Origin of the sequence: Hyalangium sp., from assembly GCF_045802625.1 — a bacterium.
Taxonomy (GTDB): domain Bacteria; phylum Myxococcota; class Myxococcia; order Myxococcales; family Myxococcaceae; genus Hyalangium.
The window spans coordinates 45,794-62,350 of record NZ_JBJMQP010000059.1 but is presented as its reverse complement, the minus strand read 5'-3'; the positions used below and the strand labels follow the sequence as shown (position 1 = coordinate 62,350).

Here is a 16,557-nt window from a genome sequence, read left to right as displayed (position 1 = left end):
CTTCTAACCGGTTAGAAGTCTGCAACCTTTGCGAGCAACTCTGCCAGTCGAGCGCAGGGCCTGACGGTACCGACTGGTCGGGAGCGGCCCCTCTCATGCAGGCGTGGCGCTCACACCAGGAGGCGCGAGCCGACAGTGGAGTGAAACGTCCGCGTGGCCAGGGCCAGCACGTACCTACCCCACGGGTTGTAGTAGCCTGTCCCCTCCTACCAGGAGGTGTGACATGAGCCAACCCGCCGTGAACCTCGCGGCGCCTCACCTGCGCCGAGTGCGGCGCAAGCCCCGGGCGCCGGAGATAGGCCCTGGCAGCGACGTGGGTGGAGACGATCCTCAGGAAGCGCGGCGTAGCGATCGCGGCGACGGAGAACGGAGAAGTGCCGCCGACACGTAGCGCAGGTTCCCCAAGCCCCGCCCCCACTCACGCTCGGAAACCGTTGCGCTGCGCCTCCCCGGGCAACCCCGACAGACAGTTGAAGCACAGCAGTGGCGAGCGAGGCGAGGTCTCGTAGAAGTCGAAGTCCGGTGTGCACCGCCTGACCACGCCGCACCCCGCGCAGCGGCACAGCCGCCTGCCCCGGCTCTCGCCAGGACTGGCATGGGTCAGTATCCGCTCGATACGGCCATAGGTCTCGCGCGGAAGTTCGGCAGGGGTGCCTGCGGCCTGCCGCTCGGCAGCCCCGCCAGCGGGCGCCACCGGGGCCGAGCTGCTGCGACGTCCGCGCCTCAAGGCCTCCCAGAGCACCACGTACCACTTGGAGAGAGTCATGGGTTCTCCGACGAACTCCCACCGCTATCGGCGGGTTATCTGGTAGGTTACATGAGAAGCATCCTACCCTACAACGCGGATCGCTTACGGCGGGCGGCTCGCTGTCAAGTCTGCGCAGCCCGCGTAAAATTTGGGATAAAGGCGAGCCATGCGTCTCTTCCTCTTGATCAGCTTCCTGGCCGCCGCGGGCGATCCCCGCCTGGAGCGCGGCGAGAAGCTGCTCGCGGCCCGGGACTGCGAAGGGCTCCAGCAGCTCTTCGCCCCCGGAGAGAAAGCCGGCCCCGAGCGCAACCTCGATGCCGCGCGATTGCTGGTCCGGGGAGCCGCTGCCTGCCGGAAGCAGGATCGCGTGCTCGCCTTCGCCCTCACCCAGCGCGCCCTGGCGCTCGCTCCCGAGGACTATGGCGTGCGCACCGCCCACGCCGAGAGCCTGCTCGCCATGGACGAGCGCACCGCCGCCGCCCACCTGCTGGACGAGACCCTCCAGGCCCACCCGGACAGCGCCTTGCGCGCCCGCTTCCTGCGCGCCCAGCTCGCCGACGAGGAGTCCGAGAGCGCCCTGGTGGTGAAGCTGGCCCAACCGCTCGTGAACGATCCCGAGTACGGCGCCCCCGCTCGCGAGCTGCTCGCCCGCCACCAGGCCGCCCTCCAGTCCCAGTCCCAGGCCCGGGAGAACCTCACCCGCGAGGAGCAGGATGTCGCAGAGAAGGCCGCCCAGGCCCGGGAGGTAGCAGCCCATCACACCCCGGACAGTGGCGCGCCCGGCTCGGACCGCGAGGCCTGGAGCGCTCGCGCCACCGTCAAGAGCGGCGGCCAGCACACCTTCCACACCCGCAACATCCAGGCCGGCACCACCTACACCTTCCACGCCACCGGCACCTGCAAGGGCCCCCCGGCTCCACCGCAGGGGCGCCACCGCAGGCACCACCTCACCTCCACCCCCACGGTGGACCTGTTCGGGCAGGACTTCCGAGTGCGCATTGGCACCCTCGACCCCATGCCCCTCAAGGTAGGATTGGAGCCCGAGCAGAATGCCTTGACCTTCCGCGCCCCGGAGAACAACCCTCAGATCTTCTTGGAGGACCGGACATCGATCCGTCCGGGCGGACCGCGGTGTACGATCAGCGATGTAGCGGTCCGTAGCCTATGAGCAACCATGGATCTCCGAGGAAGAACGGTCACGTAGCTTGCTGGACCGGGTGGTGTCTGCTAAGCATCCCGCGGTTGGGAGCGACGCATCTAACCTCCGGGATTCACTCTGGAAACCCTGGGGACCGCCGGAGCGCGGACGGAAGCGAACGCTGAGGAGCGTAGAGGAGCGGATACGCCCATGGGCACGCAATTGGTGATGTACGAAGAGGAGTTCACCAAGATCAACGCCGTTTGCGACCGGCTCACCAAGGACGCGAACGCGAAGGTGGTGTTCCTCGTCGACAAGAACGGGCAGCTCATCTCCTCGGCGGGGCAGACCCAGAACATCGACACCACCTCGCTGGCCTCGCTGACGGCCGGCAACGTGGCGGCGATGGGCGGCCTGGCCAAGCTGATTGGCGAGAACGAGTTCCCCAATCAGTTCCACGAGGGGGCGAAGGACTCCCTCTACATGACCATCGTCGGCAGCAGGGTGGTGCTGGTGGTCATCTTCGACAACCGCACCAGCCTCGGTCTGGTCCGCCTGCGCATCAAGAAGGCCAGCGACGAGCTGGGCAAGATCTTCGAGAGCCTGGTGAAGAAGACCGACACACCCGGGATCGGCTCGCCGTTCGCCGAGATCTCCGACGACGATATCGACAACCTCTTCAGCGAGTAACCCGGGAAGCCATGTCCTTCATCAACTACTCCTCCCGCGAGATCAACTGCAAGATCGTCTATTACGGGCCGGGTCTCTGCGGGAAGACGACGAACCTGCAGTACATCTACAACAAGACGGCGGCCGACACGAAGGGCAAGCTGATCTCGCTGTCCACGGAGACGGACCGCACGCTCTTCTTCGACTTCCTCCCGCTGTCGCTGGGTGAGATCCGCGGCTTCAAGACGCGCTTCCACCTGTACACGGTGCCGGGCCAGGTCTTCTACGACGCCAGCCGCAAGCTGATCCTCAAGGGCGTGGACGGCGTGGTGTTCGTGGCCGACAGCCAGATCGAGCGCATGGAAGCGAACATGGAGTCGCTGGAGAACCTGCGCATCAACCTGGCCGAGCAGGGCTACGACTTGAACAAGATCCCGTACGTGATGCAGTACAACAAGCGGGACCTGCCCAACGCGGTGACGGTGGAAGAGATCCGCAAGGCGCTCAACCCGCGCAACATCCCCGAGTACCCGGCGGTTGCTCCTACGGGAGTAGGCGTGTTCGACACGCTCAAGGCCGTGGCCAAGCTGGTGCTCACCGAGCTGCGCAAGGGCGGCTGATCAGCGGGCAGGCGACCGGCCCTCCCCCCTGCGACGCCCGGGGGAGAAGGGTGGTATGACCTGTCCGGTCCGGCCGGCTCCGCTCGAGGTCGCTCGTGTCTTCCGCTTCCTCCACCCTTCGTCTCCTCGCGCTGCTGGGCGCCGGCCTGTGCGTGCCGGCACTCGCCGAGGAGCCCTCGGCCACGCCTCCCACGAGCGCTCCCCCGGCCGCGGCGAGCCCGGCTCCTCCTTCTTCTTCGGGGCGGCCGATCTCTCCGGTGCCTCCCGGCCCGCAGACGGCGGATGAGGCCTTCAACACCCGCGTGAAGACGCTGGAGGAGCAAGTCGTCGATCTGAAGGAGAAGATCTACCGCTCCAAGGCGCGGCTGCTGCTGCTGCAGGAGACGGTGCTCGGAGGAGACCTGTCCACCGGCGCTCGCGCGGTGCTCTTCCACAAGAACGAGATGGGCAACTCGTTCGTCCTGGAGTCGGTGGCGTACGCGCTGGACGGCGCTCCCATCTACACCAAGGTGAACGAGGACGGGGACCTCGACAAGCGCGAGGAGTTCGAGATCTTCAACGGCCGCATCGTCCCCGGACAGCACCAGGTCGCCGTGCGGCTGGTGTACCGCGGCAACGGCTACGGCGTGTTCAGCTACCTGGAGGGCTACAAGTTCAAGGTGCAGTCCAGCTACACCTTCAACGCGGAGGCCACCAAGGTCACCACCGTGCACGTGGTGGGCTTCGAGAAGGGCGGGCTGACCACGGACCTCAAGGAGCGCCCCGCGGTGCGCTACGACATCGAGGTGTCGCGAGACGCCGTCCCCGCCAAGCCCGGCGAGAAGGGGACCACGCCCGCCGCCCCCGCCTCCACCGAGACGAAGTAGGAGCCGCTCCGGTGAACGCGTCTCGTCCCCGTGCCCTGGCCCTCTCGGCGGTGATCGCGCTGGTGCTCGCCGCGCGCCCCGCCGCGGCCGCCGAGCCCAAGGCCGAGCGCAAGGCCGAGCCCGTGAAGTTCACCGGGGACGCCAACCACCAGCTGGAGCAGGTGGACAAGCAGCTCCAGAGCGCCGACGAGAACATCCGCTTCGTCGAGACGCAGTTCACCCTGCGCGCCGAGCCGAGCGACGAGGAGGCCAAGAACCGGCGCTTCTCGGACGGAGAGATCCAGTACCTGCTGGGCGACTGGACCGCCGCCTCGGTCCTCTTCTACGACTTGGTGAGCGATCCGAAGTTCCACGCCAACCCGCGCTACCCGGACGCCCTCTTCTACCTGTCTGACTCGCTGCTGCAGCAGCAGAACTACATCGGCGCGCGGCTGTACCTGCGCGAGCTGCTCTCGCGGCCGCCGACGGACCGGTACAAGGACGTGCTCTCGCGCTACCTGTCCGTGGCCAGCCGGCTCAACCAGTTCGACGGCATCGACGAGTACATCGATCAGGCCCGGAAGGCCTCCGGTGGACAGCTGCCGCCCGAGCTCGCGTACGTCTGGGCCAAGTGGCTCTTCAAGCGCACGGACCTGAAGAGCGAGGAGCGCATCGCCCGCGCCCGCGCCGCCTTCGAGCCGCTGACGCACGACAACATCCGCATGATCCGCCTGCAGAGCGCCTACCACCTGGGCGTGCTGTCCGTGCAGGCCGGGGACTACAAGGACGCCATCCAGCGCTTCAAGGAGCTGGCCGCCCTGCCCGCCAACGAGCCGGAGGAGCTCCGCATCCGCGAGCTGGCCAACCTCTCCCTGGGCCGGTTGCTCTACGAGACGGGCAACCTGGACGAGGCGCTGGATCGCTACCAGGAGATCTCCCGCTCCAGCGAGTCGTACACGGACTCGCTCTACGAGATCTCCTGGGCCTACGTGAAGAAGGGCGACTTCGAGCTCGCCAAGAACGCCATTGATCTCCTGCTGCTGGTGGATCCGGAGTCGTCGCTGGCGCCCGATGCACAGCTGCTCCAGGGACACCTGCTGCTCAAGCTGCAGCAGTACGAAGAGGCCACGCAGTCGTACCAGGGCGTCATCGATACGTATGGGCCGGTGCGAGACAAGCTCGACGAGCTGTTCACCCGGAACCAGGACCCGGTGGCCTACTTCGACAACCTCCTGTCCCGCAACGAGAAGACGCTGGACCTGACCACGGTGCTGCCGCCGGTGGCGCTGCGCTACGCGAAGACGCAGGAGGAGGTGTCCACCGCGGTGAACCTCATCGGCGACCTCGACAGCGGCCGCAAGGGCGTGGGCGAGGCGCAGGAGCTGGCCACGCGCATCCTCCAGGCGCTGGACGAGCGCGGGCTGGAGACGTTCCCCGAGCTGCAGGAGGGCTACACCCGCGCGGACGCGGTGGAGAGCGGCCTCACCCGCGTGGAGCAGGTGCTGGTGGCGCTGGAGTCCTCGGCGGTGCTGGAGCACCTCACCTCCGAGGAGCGCGCGAAGCTGGAGGCCGTGCGCAAGGAGCGCGAGTCCCTGTCCCAGCGCTTCGCCCTGCTGCCCACCACCCAGCGCGAGGTGGAGGAGCGCCGCGAGCGCATGCAGGCCCGCGTGGATGAGCTGGACCGCGAGGCCTTCCGGCTGGGCTACGAGCTGCAGAGCCTGCGCGCCGTGGCCACCGCCGTGCGCAAGTGGGTGGATGACACCCACGCCGAGCGCAACACGCCTCCCGAGGAGGAGGTGCAGTTCCTCGGCCAGCTCCAGGCGGAGTCGGACACGCTGGAGGAGCTCCAGGCGGAGCTGGGGCGCACCCGCACCCGGCTGGCGGACGAGCGCAACGCCGTGGCCACCGCCGTGGCCGGTGAGGAGCAGATCCGCCACCAGTTCTTCGAGGTGCTGCAGCGCGAGCACCTGCTGGTGGCCTCCTTCGCGGGGCGGCTGCCCGAGGACGTAGGCCGGCTGATGGAGCGCATCCAGGCGGTGCGCGAGCGCACGGAGGGGCTGCGCACCCGGGTGACGACGGCCAAGTCCACGCTGCGGGCCCAGCTCGAGCGCCGCGGCCGCGTCATCCGCGACAAGGTCCAGGCCGAGCAGCTCCTGCTTGGCCAGTACGACACGGAGGTGGCCGCCGTGGCTGGCAACGCCCGCAACCTGGTGGGCCGCATCGCCTACGACAGCTTCCGCCGCGTGCGCCAGCAGTTCTACGACCTGGTCCTCAAGGGGGACGTGGGCCTGGTGGACGTGGCCTTCACCCGCAAGCAGGACAAGACGTCGGAGATCCAGAAGCTGTCCGCCCAGAAGGATCAGGAGCTGCGCGCCCTGGAGAAGGACTTCAAGGAAGTCCTCAAGGACGCCGAGTAACCCATGCGCCGCCTCCTGCTCATGCTGCTGGTGCTGACGTCCCTGGCCGCCGGTGCTCGGCCCGCGGGCGCGAAGCCTGTCACCCAGAAGCCCAGCAGCAGCGCCAAGCCTGCCAGCAGCGCCAAGCCGAGCACCGGGAAGGCCCCCAGCCCTCAGCCCTCGGAGAGCGCAAGCGCCGCGCCCGCCGCCACAACGAGCGAGAGCGCCCCGCCGCCTGCCGCCGCCGCCCCGGCCGCGCCTCCTCAGAGCCAGTACCTGGAGAACCTGGGCCGCACGCCCGAGGAAGAGGCGATGCTGCGCGAGATCAGCAGCGCCCTCCAGGAGTACGAGGAGGAGTCGCGCGAGTTCCGCCGCGAGGTGCAGCGGCTGGTGGAGCGCAAGTACGAGGAGAAGCGCAACGGCCTGGCCGCCTCGTACGAGAAGCTCATCGGCGAGCAGGAGATCAAGGAGCGCAAGGAGCGGCTGGACGCCATCGCCCGCTTCGAGGAGTTCCTGCGCCGCTACCCGACGGAGCCGCGCTACGCGCCGGACGTGATGTTCCGTCTGGCCGAGCTCTACTACGAGCGCTCCAGCGACGAGCAGCTCGCCGCCATGCGCGAGCACGAGGAGAAGCTCAAGTCGCTGCCCGAGGGCGCCGAGGCCCCGCCCGAGCCGGAGGTGAACTTCGGCCCGTCCATCGCCCTCTACCGGCGGCTCCTGCGCGACTTCGAGGGCTACAAGCTCAACGACGCCGTCATGTACCTGCTCGGCTACTGCCAGGAGAAACAGAACGAGTTCGACGAGAGCCGGGGCACGTACGAGGAGCTCATCGCCCGCTATCCCAAGAGCCGCTTCGCCACCGAGGCCTGGGTGCGCATCGGCGAGTACTGGTTCGACTCGTACAGCGACCCGAACGCGCTGACGAGGGCCGCCGAGGCCTACGAGGCCGCCACCCAGGACAAGACCCACCCGCTCTACGACAAGGCGCTCTACAAGCTGGGGTGGACCTACTACCGCCAGGATAACTTCGACAAGGCGGTGGACAGCTTCCTCACGCTCGCGGACTTCTACGAGGCCCAGAAGAAGGCCCAGGGTGATGAGTCCGGTGGTGGAGATCTCCGCGAGGAGGCCCTCCAGTACGTGGCCGTCTCCCTGGCGGATGAGAACTGGGGCGGGTTGGACAAGGCACAGAAGCTCCTCGAGCTGCGAGGCCATCCCGCTTACGAGGCCGACATCTACCGGCGCCTGGGCAACATCTGGTTCGACCAGACCAACCACCCCAACGCCATCGCCGCGTATCAGCTCGTGCTGAAGAAGGATCCGCTGGCTCCGGACGCGCCGCAGCTCCAGCAGAAGATCGTCCAGGCCTACGAGCGCGACCGGAAGATGGACGAGTCCTACGCCGAGGCCGAGCGGCTGGCCACCGCCTACGCGCCGGGCTCCGCCTGGTACAAGGAGCACCGGAACGAGCCGGACGCGCTGGCCGCCGCGGATGATCTGGCCGAGAAGAGCCTCTACCGCGCCGCGATCTACCACCACCAGCAGGCGAAGACCTTCAAGCAGGAGGGCAAGTACGATCAGGCCGCCGCGGTCTTCCAGGTGGCCGCACGCGCCTACGGCGCCTATCTGGAGCGCTTCCCGCGCACCAAGAGCAGCTACGAGATGCGGTTCTATTACGCCGAGTGCCTCTACTTCTCGTTCCAGTTCGCGCTGGCGGCGAAGAACTACGAGGAGGTGCGCGACTCGCGCCTGGACGACAAGTACCGCACCGAGGCGGCCCACAGCGCGGTGCTCTCGTGGCAGCAGCAGCTCGCGGGCGAGCTCAAGGCGGGCACGGTGAAGGAGTACAAGCCGCTGCGCTCCGCCGAGCGCCTCGCGGGCGAGGTGGTCCAGCCCATTGCCCTGGCCGAGTCCGAGACACGGCTCGTCGCGGCCTCGGACGCATATGTGGCCCTGCTGCCCAAGGACGAGAAGAGCCCCGGCATCGCCTACAAGGCCGCGGAGCTGTTCTACTCGCACAACGACTTCCCCGAGGCGCGCCGCCGCTTCGAGCAGATCGTCAAGAGCTACCCGAAGAACGAGGTGGCCCAGTTCTCCACCAACCTCATCGTCGAGAGCTTCCTCATCGACAAGGACTGGCGCAGCGTCGAGGACGTCGCCGGAAGGCTCGCCTCCAACAAAGAGGTCATCGACCCTTCGAGCGATCTCTACAAGAACCTCGTGAAGTTCAAGCTGGGCGGCCGCTTCAACCTGGCCCAGCAGCTCATGGACCAGGGCAAGTACGACGAGGCCTCCAAGAAGTTCATCGAGCTGGTGGATGAGGCGCCTCGCCACGAGTTCGCCGACAAGGCCCTCAACAACGCGGCCATCTGCAACGAGAAGACCCTGCGGTTCGACTCGGCGCTCAAGCTCTACGAGCGCATCTATCGCGAGTACCCCACCTCCACCCTGGCCGACGCGGCGCTCTTCCGCGTGGCGGTGAACGCGGAGAACTCGTACGACTTCGACAAGGCCGTCGTCAGCTACCAGAAGCTGGTGAAGGACTACCCCGCCTCCAAGGACCGCGAGGCCGCGCTCTTCAACGCCGCCCGCTTGCTGGAGGGCCAGCAGCGCTACCCCGAGGCCGCCGCCGCCTTCCAGCGCTACGTGGACCTGTTCCCCAAGTCGGAGGATGCGCCCAAGTACCAGTTCCGCGCCGCCCTCATCTACGAGAAGCAGGAGGACTGGAAGGGGCAGATCCGCGCGCTCAACGCGTTCGTGAACAAGTTCGCCAAGGTGCCCGCGCAGTCGGAGCTCGTGGTGGACGCCAAGCGCCGCATTGGCGACGCGCACAAGAAGCTGGGCAACGCCAAGGAGGCCGAGCGCGCGTGGGAGGAGGCCGCCTCCGAGTTCGATCGCCGCAAGCTGAAGCCGGAGAGCTCGCAGCTCGCCGCGGACGCCGCCGCCTACAGCCGCTTCCAGTTGGCCGAGCTGGAGTTCGAGAAGTTCGACAAGCTGAAGATCGGCGGCAAGGGCAAGGCGCTGGAGCACAGCTTCACGGCCAAGCGCGCCTCGGTGAAGACCGTCAACGAGGCCTACGGCAAGGTGCTCGCATACAAGCGCGCCGAGTGGTCGCTGGCCGCCTTCTACCGCAAGGGCTACACCCTGGAGCGCTTCGCCAACACCATCATCGAGACGCCCGTCCCTCCGGACGTGAAGCGCCTGGGCGAGGAGGCCGTGGTCGCCTACCAGGATCTGCTCTCGCAGCAGACGGCGACGCTGGAGGACGCGGCCGTGGAGAGCTACTCGGGCACGCTCCAGGAGGCGCGCAAGCTCCATATCTCCAACGAGTGGACGCATCGCACCCTCGAGGCGCTCAACCGTTTCCGCCCCAAGGAGTACCCGGTGCTCAAGGAGCCCAAGCAGGCCATCTCCTCCGACTCGGCTTATCCCGATGGCCTGGTGGGTGGCCTCTTCGGCCCCGAGCGCCCCGCCGAGCCGCCGCCACAGAAGCTCACCGGTGGAGGTGAGAAGTGAGCACGCGCCGCCTGAGACTCGCGGGCTTCGCCCTGCTGCTGGGAGCTGCTTGCTCCTCCGCGCCCAAGCCGGTGCCCGCGCCCGCGGACAAAGGCGCTCCGGCCGCTGGTACCTCCGCCGCGAGCGCCCCCTCCGCGAGCGCGCCCGCTCCAGAAGCCTCCGCGGCCTCCAAGCCCGCAACCTCCGGTGGAGCTCCAGCGGCGAAGACGGAGCCCACGGCTTCGACCGAGACCAAGAAGCCCGCACCGCCTCCTGCAACGGGCCCCCGCGCGGACTTCGAGCGGGCGGTGGAGATCGCCCGGCACGGCGAGCTGGAGATCGCGGCCAAGGGGCTCGAAGCGCTGGTGGAGAGCAACCCCAAGCTGGACTACGCCTGGGCGAACCTGGGCGTCATCCGCGAGCGCCAGGGCAAGCCGGACGACGCCGAGAAGGCCTACCGCAAGGCGCTGGAGATCAAACCGGATCAGGAGTCCGCCTGGGACTTCCTCACCCGGCTCTACTGCCGCACCCACCGCGCCACGAAGATCGAGGCCGAGCTGCGCCAGAAGCTGGAGTCCCAGCCGGACGCGGTGGGCATGCGCACCGCGCTCGCCTTCGCGCTGCTGCAACAGAACAAGCTGGAGTCCGCCTCCAACGAGGCCAAGCGCGCGCTCAAGGTGGACGAGCGCTACGTGAAGGCCATGCAGGTGCTGGCCCAGGTCTACTACCACGAGAAGAAGTACGAGCTGGCCCGCCTGGTGCTGGAGAACGCTCGCGCCGTCGACGCACAGGACGCGGCCACCCACAACGCCCTGGGGCTGGTGCAGCTCGCGCTCAAGTCGAAGCCCCAGGCGCTGGAGAGCTTCAAGCAGGCCGCCGAGCTCCGCCCGGACTTCGCCGAGGCGCGCAACAACTACGGTGCCCTGCTCAACGAGACCGAGGACTACCCGGCCGCCGTCACGGAGCTGGAGGCCGCCGTCCGGTCCGCGCCGGACTTCGCCTCGGCCCGGCTCAACCTGGGCAATGCCTACCGGGGGCTCGGAGACTTCGCCCGCGCCAAGGCCGAGTACGAGCGGGTGCTGCAGCTCAATCCCTCTGGGGTGGACTCCTACTTCAACCTCGCCATCCTCTATCTGGACCTGGAGCCCGAGGGCCTGGACACCCTCGAGCGCTTCAAGACGGCCATCGCCTTCTTCGAGCAGTACAAGGGCAAGGGCGGCAAGGACGACCGGATCGAGCAGTACCTCAAGGATGCCCAGAAGGGCATCGACAAGGAGGAGCGGCGCCGCGAGCGCGAGAAGCGGGATCAGCTCCGCAAGGCCCAGAAGGCCGAAGAGGAGAAGAAGCAGGCCGCCGCCAACCAAGCGCCCTCACCTGCACCTACCCCTGCCTCGCCCGCCCCCGCCGCTCCCCCACCCTCTGCCACACCGGGCCCCACCTCGGGTAAGCTCCCCCGCGACACCCAGTAGAGGCCTCCATGCGAACCCTTCTCGTCCTGATCCTGATCGCCGCCGGGCCCGCGCTCGCGCAGGACTCGGGCGCCAAGAAGAAGAAGGTCATCCGCCTGGATGCCCTCACCGTCGAGGGCAAGATCCAGAAACCCCAGGCCTTCTACATCCTCCAACGGTCCAACCTGAACTTCGACGACCTCAGCCACCCCGAGAGCTTCGTGCCCAAGGTGGTTCAGACCGTGGACAAGCAACCTTTCTAGGGACTTCGCTGTCCAACACCCCACATGGCTTCCCCCCAGCTCTCGCAGAACAAGCTGTTGCGCGTCGGCATCATCCAGGGCGACCGCATCCTCGAGGAGCATCACCTCCTGCGCGATGACGTCACCATCGGGCACGACGCGAAGAACACCATCGTCCTGCCCCCCTCGGAGGACCTGCCGGCGAAGTTCGCCCTCTTCGAGAACCGCAACAACCAGTACCAGCTCGTCTTCGACGACACGATGCATGGCCGGGTGCACCTGGGCAGCTCGGACGTCGACCTGGAGCGCATCCGCAAGCAGGGGCTGGCCCAGGAGCGCGGCACCGACTACGTCCTGCCCCTGCAGGAGAGCGCTCGCGGCAAGGTGGACCTGGGCAACGACATCACCCTCTTCTTCCAGTTCATCACCCCTCCGCCCGAGTCGGAGAAGGTGAAGCTGCCCGCCGACGTGCAGGGCGGCTTCTGGAAGACGATGGACCGCGTCTTCTTCACCATCCTCGCGGTCTCGCTCCTGTTCCACTTCGCCTGGGGCGCCTTCATCTTCGCGAGCGCCCCGCCTCCCGAGCCCGAGGTGGCCCTGGATCAGCTCGACGACCGGTTCGTCGCCGCCATGATCCCTCAGAAGCAGCCCGAGCCGGAGAAGGCCGCCGAGGCCCCGCAGGCCGCCGCCGAGGAGACCCCCGACAAGAAGGAAGACAAGAAGCCCACCAGCGAGGACAAGGGCGACTCCAAGCCCAAGGACGCCGCCGAGCACAAGGCGGAGGTCGTCAAGAAGGTGCAGGGCAAGGGCCTGCTGAAGATCCTCGGCTCTTCGGGCTCGGGCACCCGCGGCGCGTTCGCGGACGTGCTCGGCGGCAGCACCGGCGGCGGAGAGATCGCCGAGGCGCTCGCGGGCGCGGGCGGCGTGGGCGTGGCCACCAGCGACGTGCTGGGCGCCAACGGGCCCAAGGGCGGCGGCAGCGGCAAGGTGGCCAGCATCGGAGACCTGGGCACCACCGGCGGCGGCAAGGTGGACCTGGGGGCCAAGAAGGAAGTGGCCGTCGAGGGCCGGGTGAAGGACGCGGCCCCCGAGGTGGAGAGCGCGGACGTGGACCGCGATGCCCTGGCCCGCTACGTCAAGGCGCGCCTGAAGGCCATCCAGAACTGCTACGAGAAGGAGCTCAAGCGCAACCCCAGCCTCAAGGGCAAGGTGGTGGTGCGCTTCTCCATCAAGCCCTCCGGCCGCCCCGGCGACATCGACATCGAGGAGAACACCCTGGGCAACGAGGCCGTGGGCAGCTGCATCCGCACGGTGATCCGCAGCTGGGTGTTCCCCTTCAAGCCCGATGACGAAGTGCCCGTGGCCTACCCCTTCGTCTTCTCTCCGGCGGGGTAGCCTCCGCCACACCGCGCCGGGGGCCTGGGCGTGCGTTGACACCCCCCGGCCCTGCTTCTACGCTCGAAGGCCGTCCTCCCTCCGGGCCTGAGACATAGGGTGAGTCGTATGCGCTTCATCGGACTGCTGACAGTGCTGCTCGTGGCGGGGCTCGCTGGCGCGCAGGATTTGAAGCCCCCGGCCAAGGCCCCCACGGCCGCCAAGGGCCTGCCCATCCTGGAGAAGCCCAGCACCGTGAAGGATCCGGACAAGCTCGAGCGCAGCGCCAAGGCGCTGGGCACCATGCGCGAGGTGCTGCGCGAGGTGCTGGAGAAGCTCGAGGAGGCCCGCCGCACCAAGGACGTGGTGAAGCTCAACTGCGTCAACGAGAAGCTCACGCAGATCAAGGGCCTGCTGCGCATCTCCGAGACGGCTGACGTGGCGCTCCAGGAGGCCGTCACCCGCAAGGACAGCACCTCCGCCGAGCACGAGTACACCAAGGTGATGATCGCCAACCAGAAGGTGGCTCAGCTGCGCTCGGAGACCGAGGAGTGCATTGGCCAGCTCGCCTTCCGCACCGACGAGAACCTCTCCGTCGAGGTGGAGGAGCCGAGGGATCTGCCCGGGGGTGATCCGACCCAGCCGCCTGATCCTCCGGAGGTGATCCTCCGCCCGCCGCCGGCCAGCCCGACCCTGTAGCTCCTACCCTCTGAAGGGCCTGATCCGGCACGCCCAGAATCCGACAAATTTCTGCGGGCGTACGGAGGCTGCGTGCTATGAACTTTCTCAGGGCCCCAGCCAGAAGTAGTGAAAGGTAGCCGGCATGCCGGCGCGATCGTCCGAGTCATGACGCAGTCTGGCAACAAGCGCTGGACCCTGTGTGCGCTCGTACTTGCGATGCTGGGGCCCGCCGCGGCGTGGGCGCAGCAGCCTCCCGTCGCGGCCGGTGGCAACGGCATCAAGGTGGGAGATGGGCGGCTGCATCCCTTCTTCGACGTGGAGACGCGGCTGGACACCGCGGTGGGCTACTTCCCGGAGCCCACCACGGCGGATCCCAACGCCATCTCGCCCTCGCTGTCGCCCGAGATCGTGCTGCGGCTGCGGCCGGGGTTCAAGCTGGAGGTGCCCTCGTCGAAGATGGCCCTCAGCGCCGCGGCGCGGCTGGAGTACGTGCGCTACACGGGGCTGCTGACGAAGCAATCCACCTATGGCTCGCACCTGGAGGGCGCGGCGAACCTGACGGCCCACTTCAACCCCGAGGGCCAGGTGGGCCTGATCCTGGCGGATGAGTTCACGCGCTCGGATCAGACGCGCGATCCCTCCCTGGGCGCGGGGGTGCTGTCGCTCTTCAACGAGGCGCGGGTCTCGGTGCCCATCAAGCCCGGCGGCGGCGCGCTCGAGGTGACGCCCCAGCTGGGTTGGGGGCTCGAGTTCTTCCAGCCCATTGGCCTGGCCGTGCCCGTGGGCTGCACCGAGGGGGTGTGCGATCCCGTCGCCGTGGACGCGTTCGACTACACCAACCTGCGCGCCGCGGTGGACGCTCGCTGGCGCTTCCTGCCCAAGACGGCGCTGGTGCTGGAGACGGACCTGAACCTGCGCGAGTACCTGCGCAACAGCCAGACCCCCAGCGCCCTGCTGCTGCGCGCCATGGGAGGGCTGGCCGGCCTGGTGTCCGCGAAGATCTCCGTCGTCGCCAAGGTGGGCTGGGGCTACAACTTCGGCAGCTCCGGGGGCAACACCCTCATCGCCCAGCTGGAGGGCAACTACCTGTTCAGCCCCACCATGACCTTCAAGGGGGGCTACCTGCGCACGCTGAACCCGGTGGCTGCCTATGGGCTGTTCCAGGACAACCGGGGCTACGCCGAGGCGCGGGCCCTGCTCGGGGGCAAGCTGGTGCTGCATGGGTACAGCGCGCTCGACTTCCTGACCTTCTATGATCCGACCCAGCCTCGCAGCGACACGGTGCTGTTGCTGGACCTGGGGCCCGAGTACCAGTTCAAGCCGTGGCTCGTGGGCGCGGCAGGCTACATGCTGACCACGCGCTCGTCCTCGGTGATGGGCGCCGGACTGAACTTCACGCGCCACGAAGCGTATCTTCGGCTGACGCTGGTGTACTGAGCCCCCTTGGTGATGCGCTCCCTGCCCGCCCTGCTCCTGGCCCTGCTGCTCGCGGTGGTTCCCGCGTGCCGCTCGGCTGCGCCCGCGCCCGCCCTGCCCCTGCCCTCCGAGGCGGAGGCCCACGCGGCGGCCGGCCAGGCCAGCACGCTGGGCCCGGGAGACCTGGTGGAGGTGCGCGTCTTCCAGGAGCCGGACCACTCGGGCGTCTGGCGCGTCTCCCCCGAGGGGACCATTGACTACCCGCTGTGCGGAAAAGTGGCGCTGGCGGGCCGCACCTCGAGCACGGCGGCGGACGCGTTGCGCGAGTGCCTGGCGCGCTACCTGCGCCGGCCCCAGGTGTCGGTGCTCATTCGCGAGTACAACTCGAAGAAGATCTTCGTCTTCGGCGAGGTGCAGAAGCCGGGCACGTTCCCGTACGACGGGGAGATGAGCATCATCCAGGCCATCACCCTGGCCGGGGGCTTCACCAAGACAGCCGCGCAGAACAGCACCCACGTGACGCGGCTGGTGAACGGGCAGGAGCGGAAGATCCGCGTGCCGGTGGAGGACATCGGCGTAGGCCGCGAGAAGAACTTTCTTCTCCAACCAGGCGACATCGTCTTCGTGCCGGAGAGCTTCTTCTAGGGAAGGGAGCTTGCCGCCCGAGCCGCGGCCCTCAACCGAGGGCCGCGAGGACCAGGCGGCACTCCTCCTGAAGCACCGCGGCCAGGCCCGGCGCGCTCGCCAGCACGTCCCCGTGGTTCACGTCGAAGGGCGTGCCGTCGATCTGGCTCATCACCCCGCCCGCCTCCGTCACCAGCAGCGAGCCCGCGCCGATGTCCCACGGCTTGAGGCGGAACTCGAAGAAGCCGTCGAAGCGCCCCGCCGCCACGTACGCCAGATCCAGCGCGGCGCTGCCCGAGCGCCGGATGCCCTGCGCGTGGCGGATGAAGTGGTTGAGCAGCCCCACGGGGCCGTCCGGCCTCTCGCGCACGTCGTAGGGGAAGCCCGTGCACAGCAGCGCCAGCCCCAGCTCCGTGGTGCCGCTGGCCTTCAGCGGGTGGCCGTTGAGCGTGGCGCCCTCGCCGCGCGCCGTGGAGAAGAGCTCGTCGCGGATGGGATCATAGACCACCCCGGCCAGCACTCCGCTCGGGCCCTCCACCGCGATGCTGATGCTGAAGTGCGGCACGTGGTGGGCGTAGTTGGTCGTGCCATCCAGCGGATCGATCAGCCAGCGCAGGCCCGCGCCCTGCGAGGCCCCGCTCTCCTCGGCCAGGATCGAGTGGCCCGGGTGGCGCTCTCGGATGAAGCGCAGCAGCACCTCTTCTGAGGCCTTGTCCGCGTCGGTGACGAGATCGATCCCGCTGCGCTTGAACTCGATGGTGCGCGTCTGGTGGAAGCGCTCGGCGAGCACTCGGCCCGCGAGCCGGGCCGCCTCCTCCGCGGTCCGGCGCAGCGCCGCGGGTGTGTCCTGCTGCATGGCCC

General features: G+C 68.3%; 15 protein-coding genes. 13 read left to right on the top strand and 2 right to left on the bottom strand.

Annotation, left to right across the window (positions count from 1 at the left end; translation table 11 throughout):
- Window positions 1–223: 223 nt before the first annotated feature.
- Window positions 224–391 carry a hypothetical protein gene (locus tag ACJ8AT_RS12650; protein WP_407737960.1) on the top strand — a complete coding sequence of 56 codons (168 nt, stop codon included), beginning with the start codon at window positions 224–226 and terminating at the stop codon, window positions 389–391.
- 27 nt (window positions 392–418) lie between these two features.
- On the opposite strand, the gene ACJ8AT_RS12645 is transcribed toward ACJ8AT_RS12650, so the two are convergent.
- Window positions 419–766, bottom strand: coding sequence for a hypothetical protein (locus tag ACJ8AT_RS12645; RefSeq protein ID WP_407737959.1), 348 nt, complete (start codon window positions 764–766; stop codon window positions 419–421).
- Window positions 767–914: 148 nt separating this feature from the next.
- On the opposite strand from ACJ8AT_RS12645, the gene ACJ8AT_RS12640 reads away from it, so the two are divergent.
- The 12 genes from ACJ8AT_RS12640 to ACJ8AT_RS12585 all read left to right on the top strand — a co-directional run bounded on the left by ACJ8AT_RS12640 (window position 915) and on the right by ACJ8AT_RS12585 (window position 15,717).
- The gene (locus ACJ8AT_RS12640) at window positions 915–1,916 is read left to right on the top strand and encodes a hypothetical protein (protein WP_407737958.1); all 1,002 of its coding nucleotides are present in this window, start codon (window positions 915–917) and stop codon (window positions 1,914–1,916) included.
- Between the two features lie 180 nt (window positions 1,917–2,096).
- A complete protein-coding gene (gene mglB, locus ACJ8AT_RS12635; protein ID WP_407737956.1) occupies window positions 2,097–2,576 on the top strand; it encodes a gliding-motility regulator GTPase-activating protein MglB in 480 nt (159 codons plus the stop codon).
- A gap of 11 nt (window positions 2,577–2,587) precedes the next feature.
- Complete coding sequence (gene mglA / locus ACJ8AT_RS12630) at window positions 2,588–3,175, top strand: gliding-motility regulator Ras-like GTPase MglA (RefSeq protein WP_407737955.1); 588 nt, start codon at window positions 2,588–2,590, stop codon at window positions 3,173–3,175.
- Between the two features lie 95 nt (window positions 3,176–3,270).
- Window positions 3,271–4,041 (top strand): dihydrolipoamide acetyltransferase, encoded by a 771-nt coding sequence (locus ACJ8AT_RS12625; protein ID WP_407737954.1) that lies wholly within the window; start codon window positions 3,271–3,273, stop codon window positions 4,039–4,041.
- A gap of 11 nt (window positions 4,042–4,052) precedes the next feature.
- On the top strand, window positions 4,053–6,437 hold the full coding sequence (locus tag ACJ8AT_RS12620) for a tetratricopeptide repeat protein (RefSeq protein WP_407737953.1): 2,385 nt from the start codon (window positions 4,053–4,055) through the stop codon (window positions 6,435–6,437).
- A gap of 3 nt (window positions 6,438–6,440) precedes the next feature.
- Window positions 6,441–9,932, top strand: a complete 3,492-nt coding sequence (locus tag ACJ8AT_RS12615) for a tetratricopeptide repeat protein (protein ID WP_407737952.1) — start codon at window positions 6,441–6,443, stop codon at window positions 9,930–9,932.
- Complete coding sequence (locus ACJ8AT_RS12610) at window positions 9,929–11,380, top strand: tetratricopeptide repeat protein (RefSeq protein ID WP_407737951.1); 1,452 nt, start codon at window positions 9,929–9,931, stop codon at window positions 11,378–11,380. The genes ACJ8AT_RS12615 and ACJ8AT_RS12610 overlap by 4 nt, the downstream gene beginning before the upstream one ends.
- Window positions 11,381–11,388: 8 nt before the next feature.
- Window positions 11,389–11,622 carry a hypothetical protein gene (locus ACJ8AT_RS12605; RefSeq protein WP_407737949.1) on the top strand — a complete coding sequence of 78 codons (234 nt, stop codon included), beginning with the start codon at window positions 11,389–11,391 and terminating at the stop codon, window positions 11,620–11,622.
- A 24-nt stretch (window positions 11,623–11,646) separates the two neighbouring features.
- On the top strand, window positions 11,647–12,996 hold the full coding sequence (locus ACJ8AT_RS12600) for an AgmX/PglI C-terminal domain-containing protein (protein ID WP_407737948.1): 1,350 nt from the start codon (window positions 11,647–11,649) through the stop codon (window positions 12,994–12,996).
- Between the two features lie 108 nt (window positions 12,997–13,104).
- The gene (locus ACJ8AT_RS12595; protein ID WP_407737947.1) at window positions 13,105–13,674 is read left to right on the top strand and encodes a hypothetical protein; all 570 of its coding nucleotides are present in this window, start codon (window positions 13,105–13,107) and stop codon (window positions 13,672–13,674) included.
- A gap of 147 nt (window positions 13,675–13,821) precedes the next feature.
- Complete coding sequence (locus tag ACJ8AT_RS12590; protein ID WP_407737946.1) at window positions 13,822–15,093, top strand: hypothetical protein; 1,272 nt, start codon at window positions 13,822–13,824, stop codon at window positions 15,091–15,093.
- Window positions 15,094–15,105: 12 nt separating this feature from the next.
- Window positions 15,106–15,717, top strand: coding sequence for a polysaccharide biosynthesis/export family protein (locus tag ACJ8AT_RS12585; RefSeq protein WP_407737986.1), 612 nt, complete (start codon window positions 15,106–15,108; stop codon window positions 15,715–15,717).
- Window positions 15,718–15,748: 31 nt separating this feature from the next.
- On the opposite strand, the gene ACJ8AT_RS12580 is transcribed toward ACJ8AT_RS12585, so the two are convergent.
- Window positions 15,749–16,552, bottom strand: a complete 804-nt coding sequence (locus ACJ8AT_RS12580; protein ID WP_407737945.1) for an inositol monophosphatase family protein — start codon at window positions 16,550–16,552, stop codon at window positions 15,749–15,751.
- Between the last annotated feature and the right edge of the window lie 5 nt (window positions 16,553–16,557).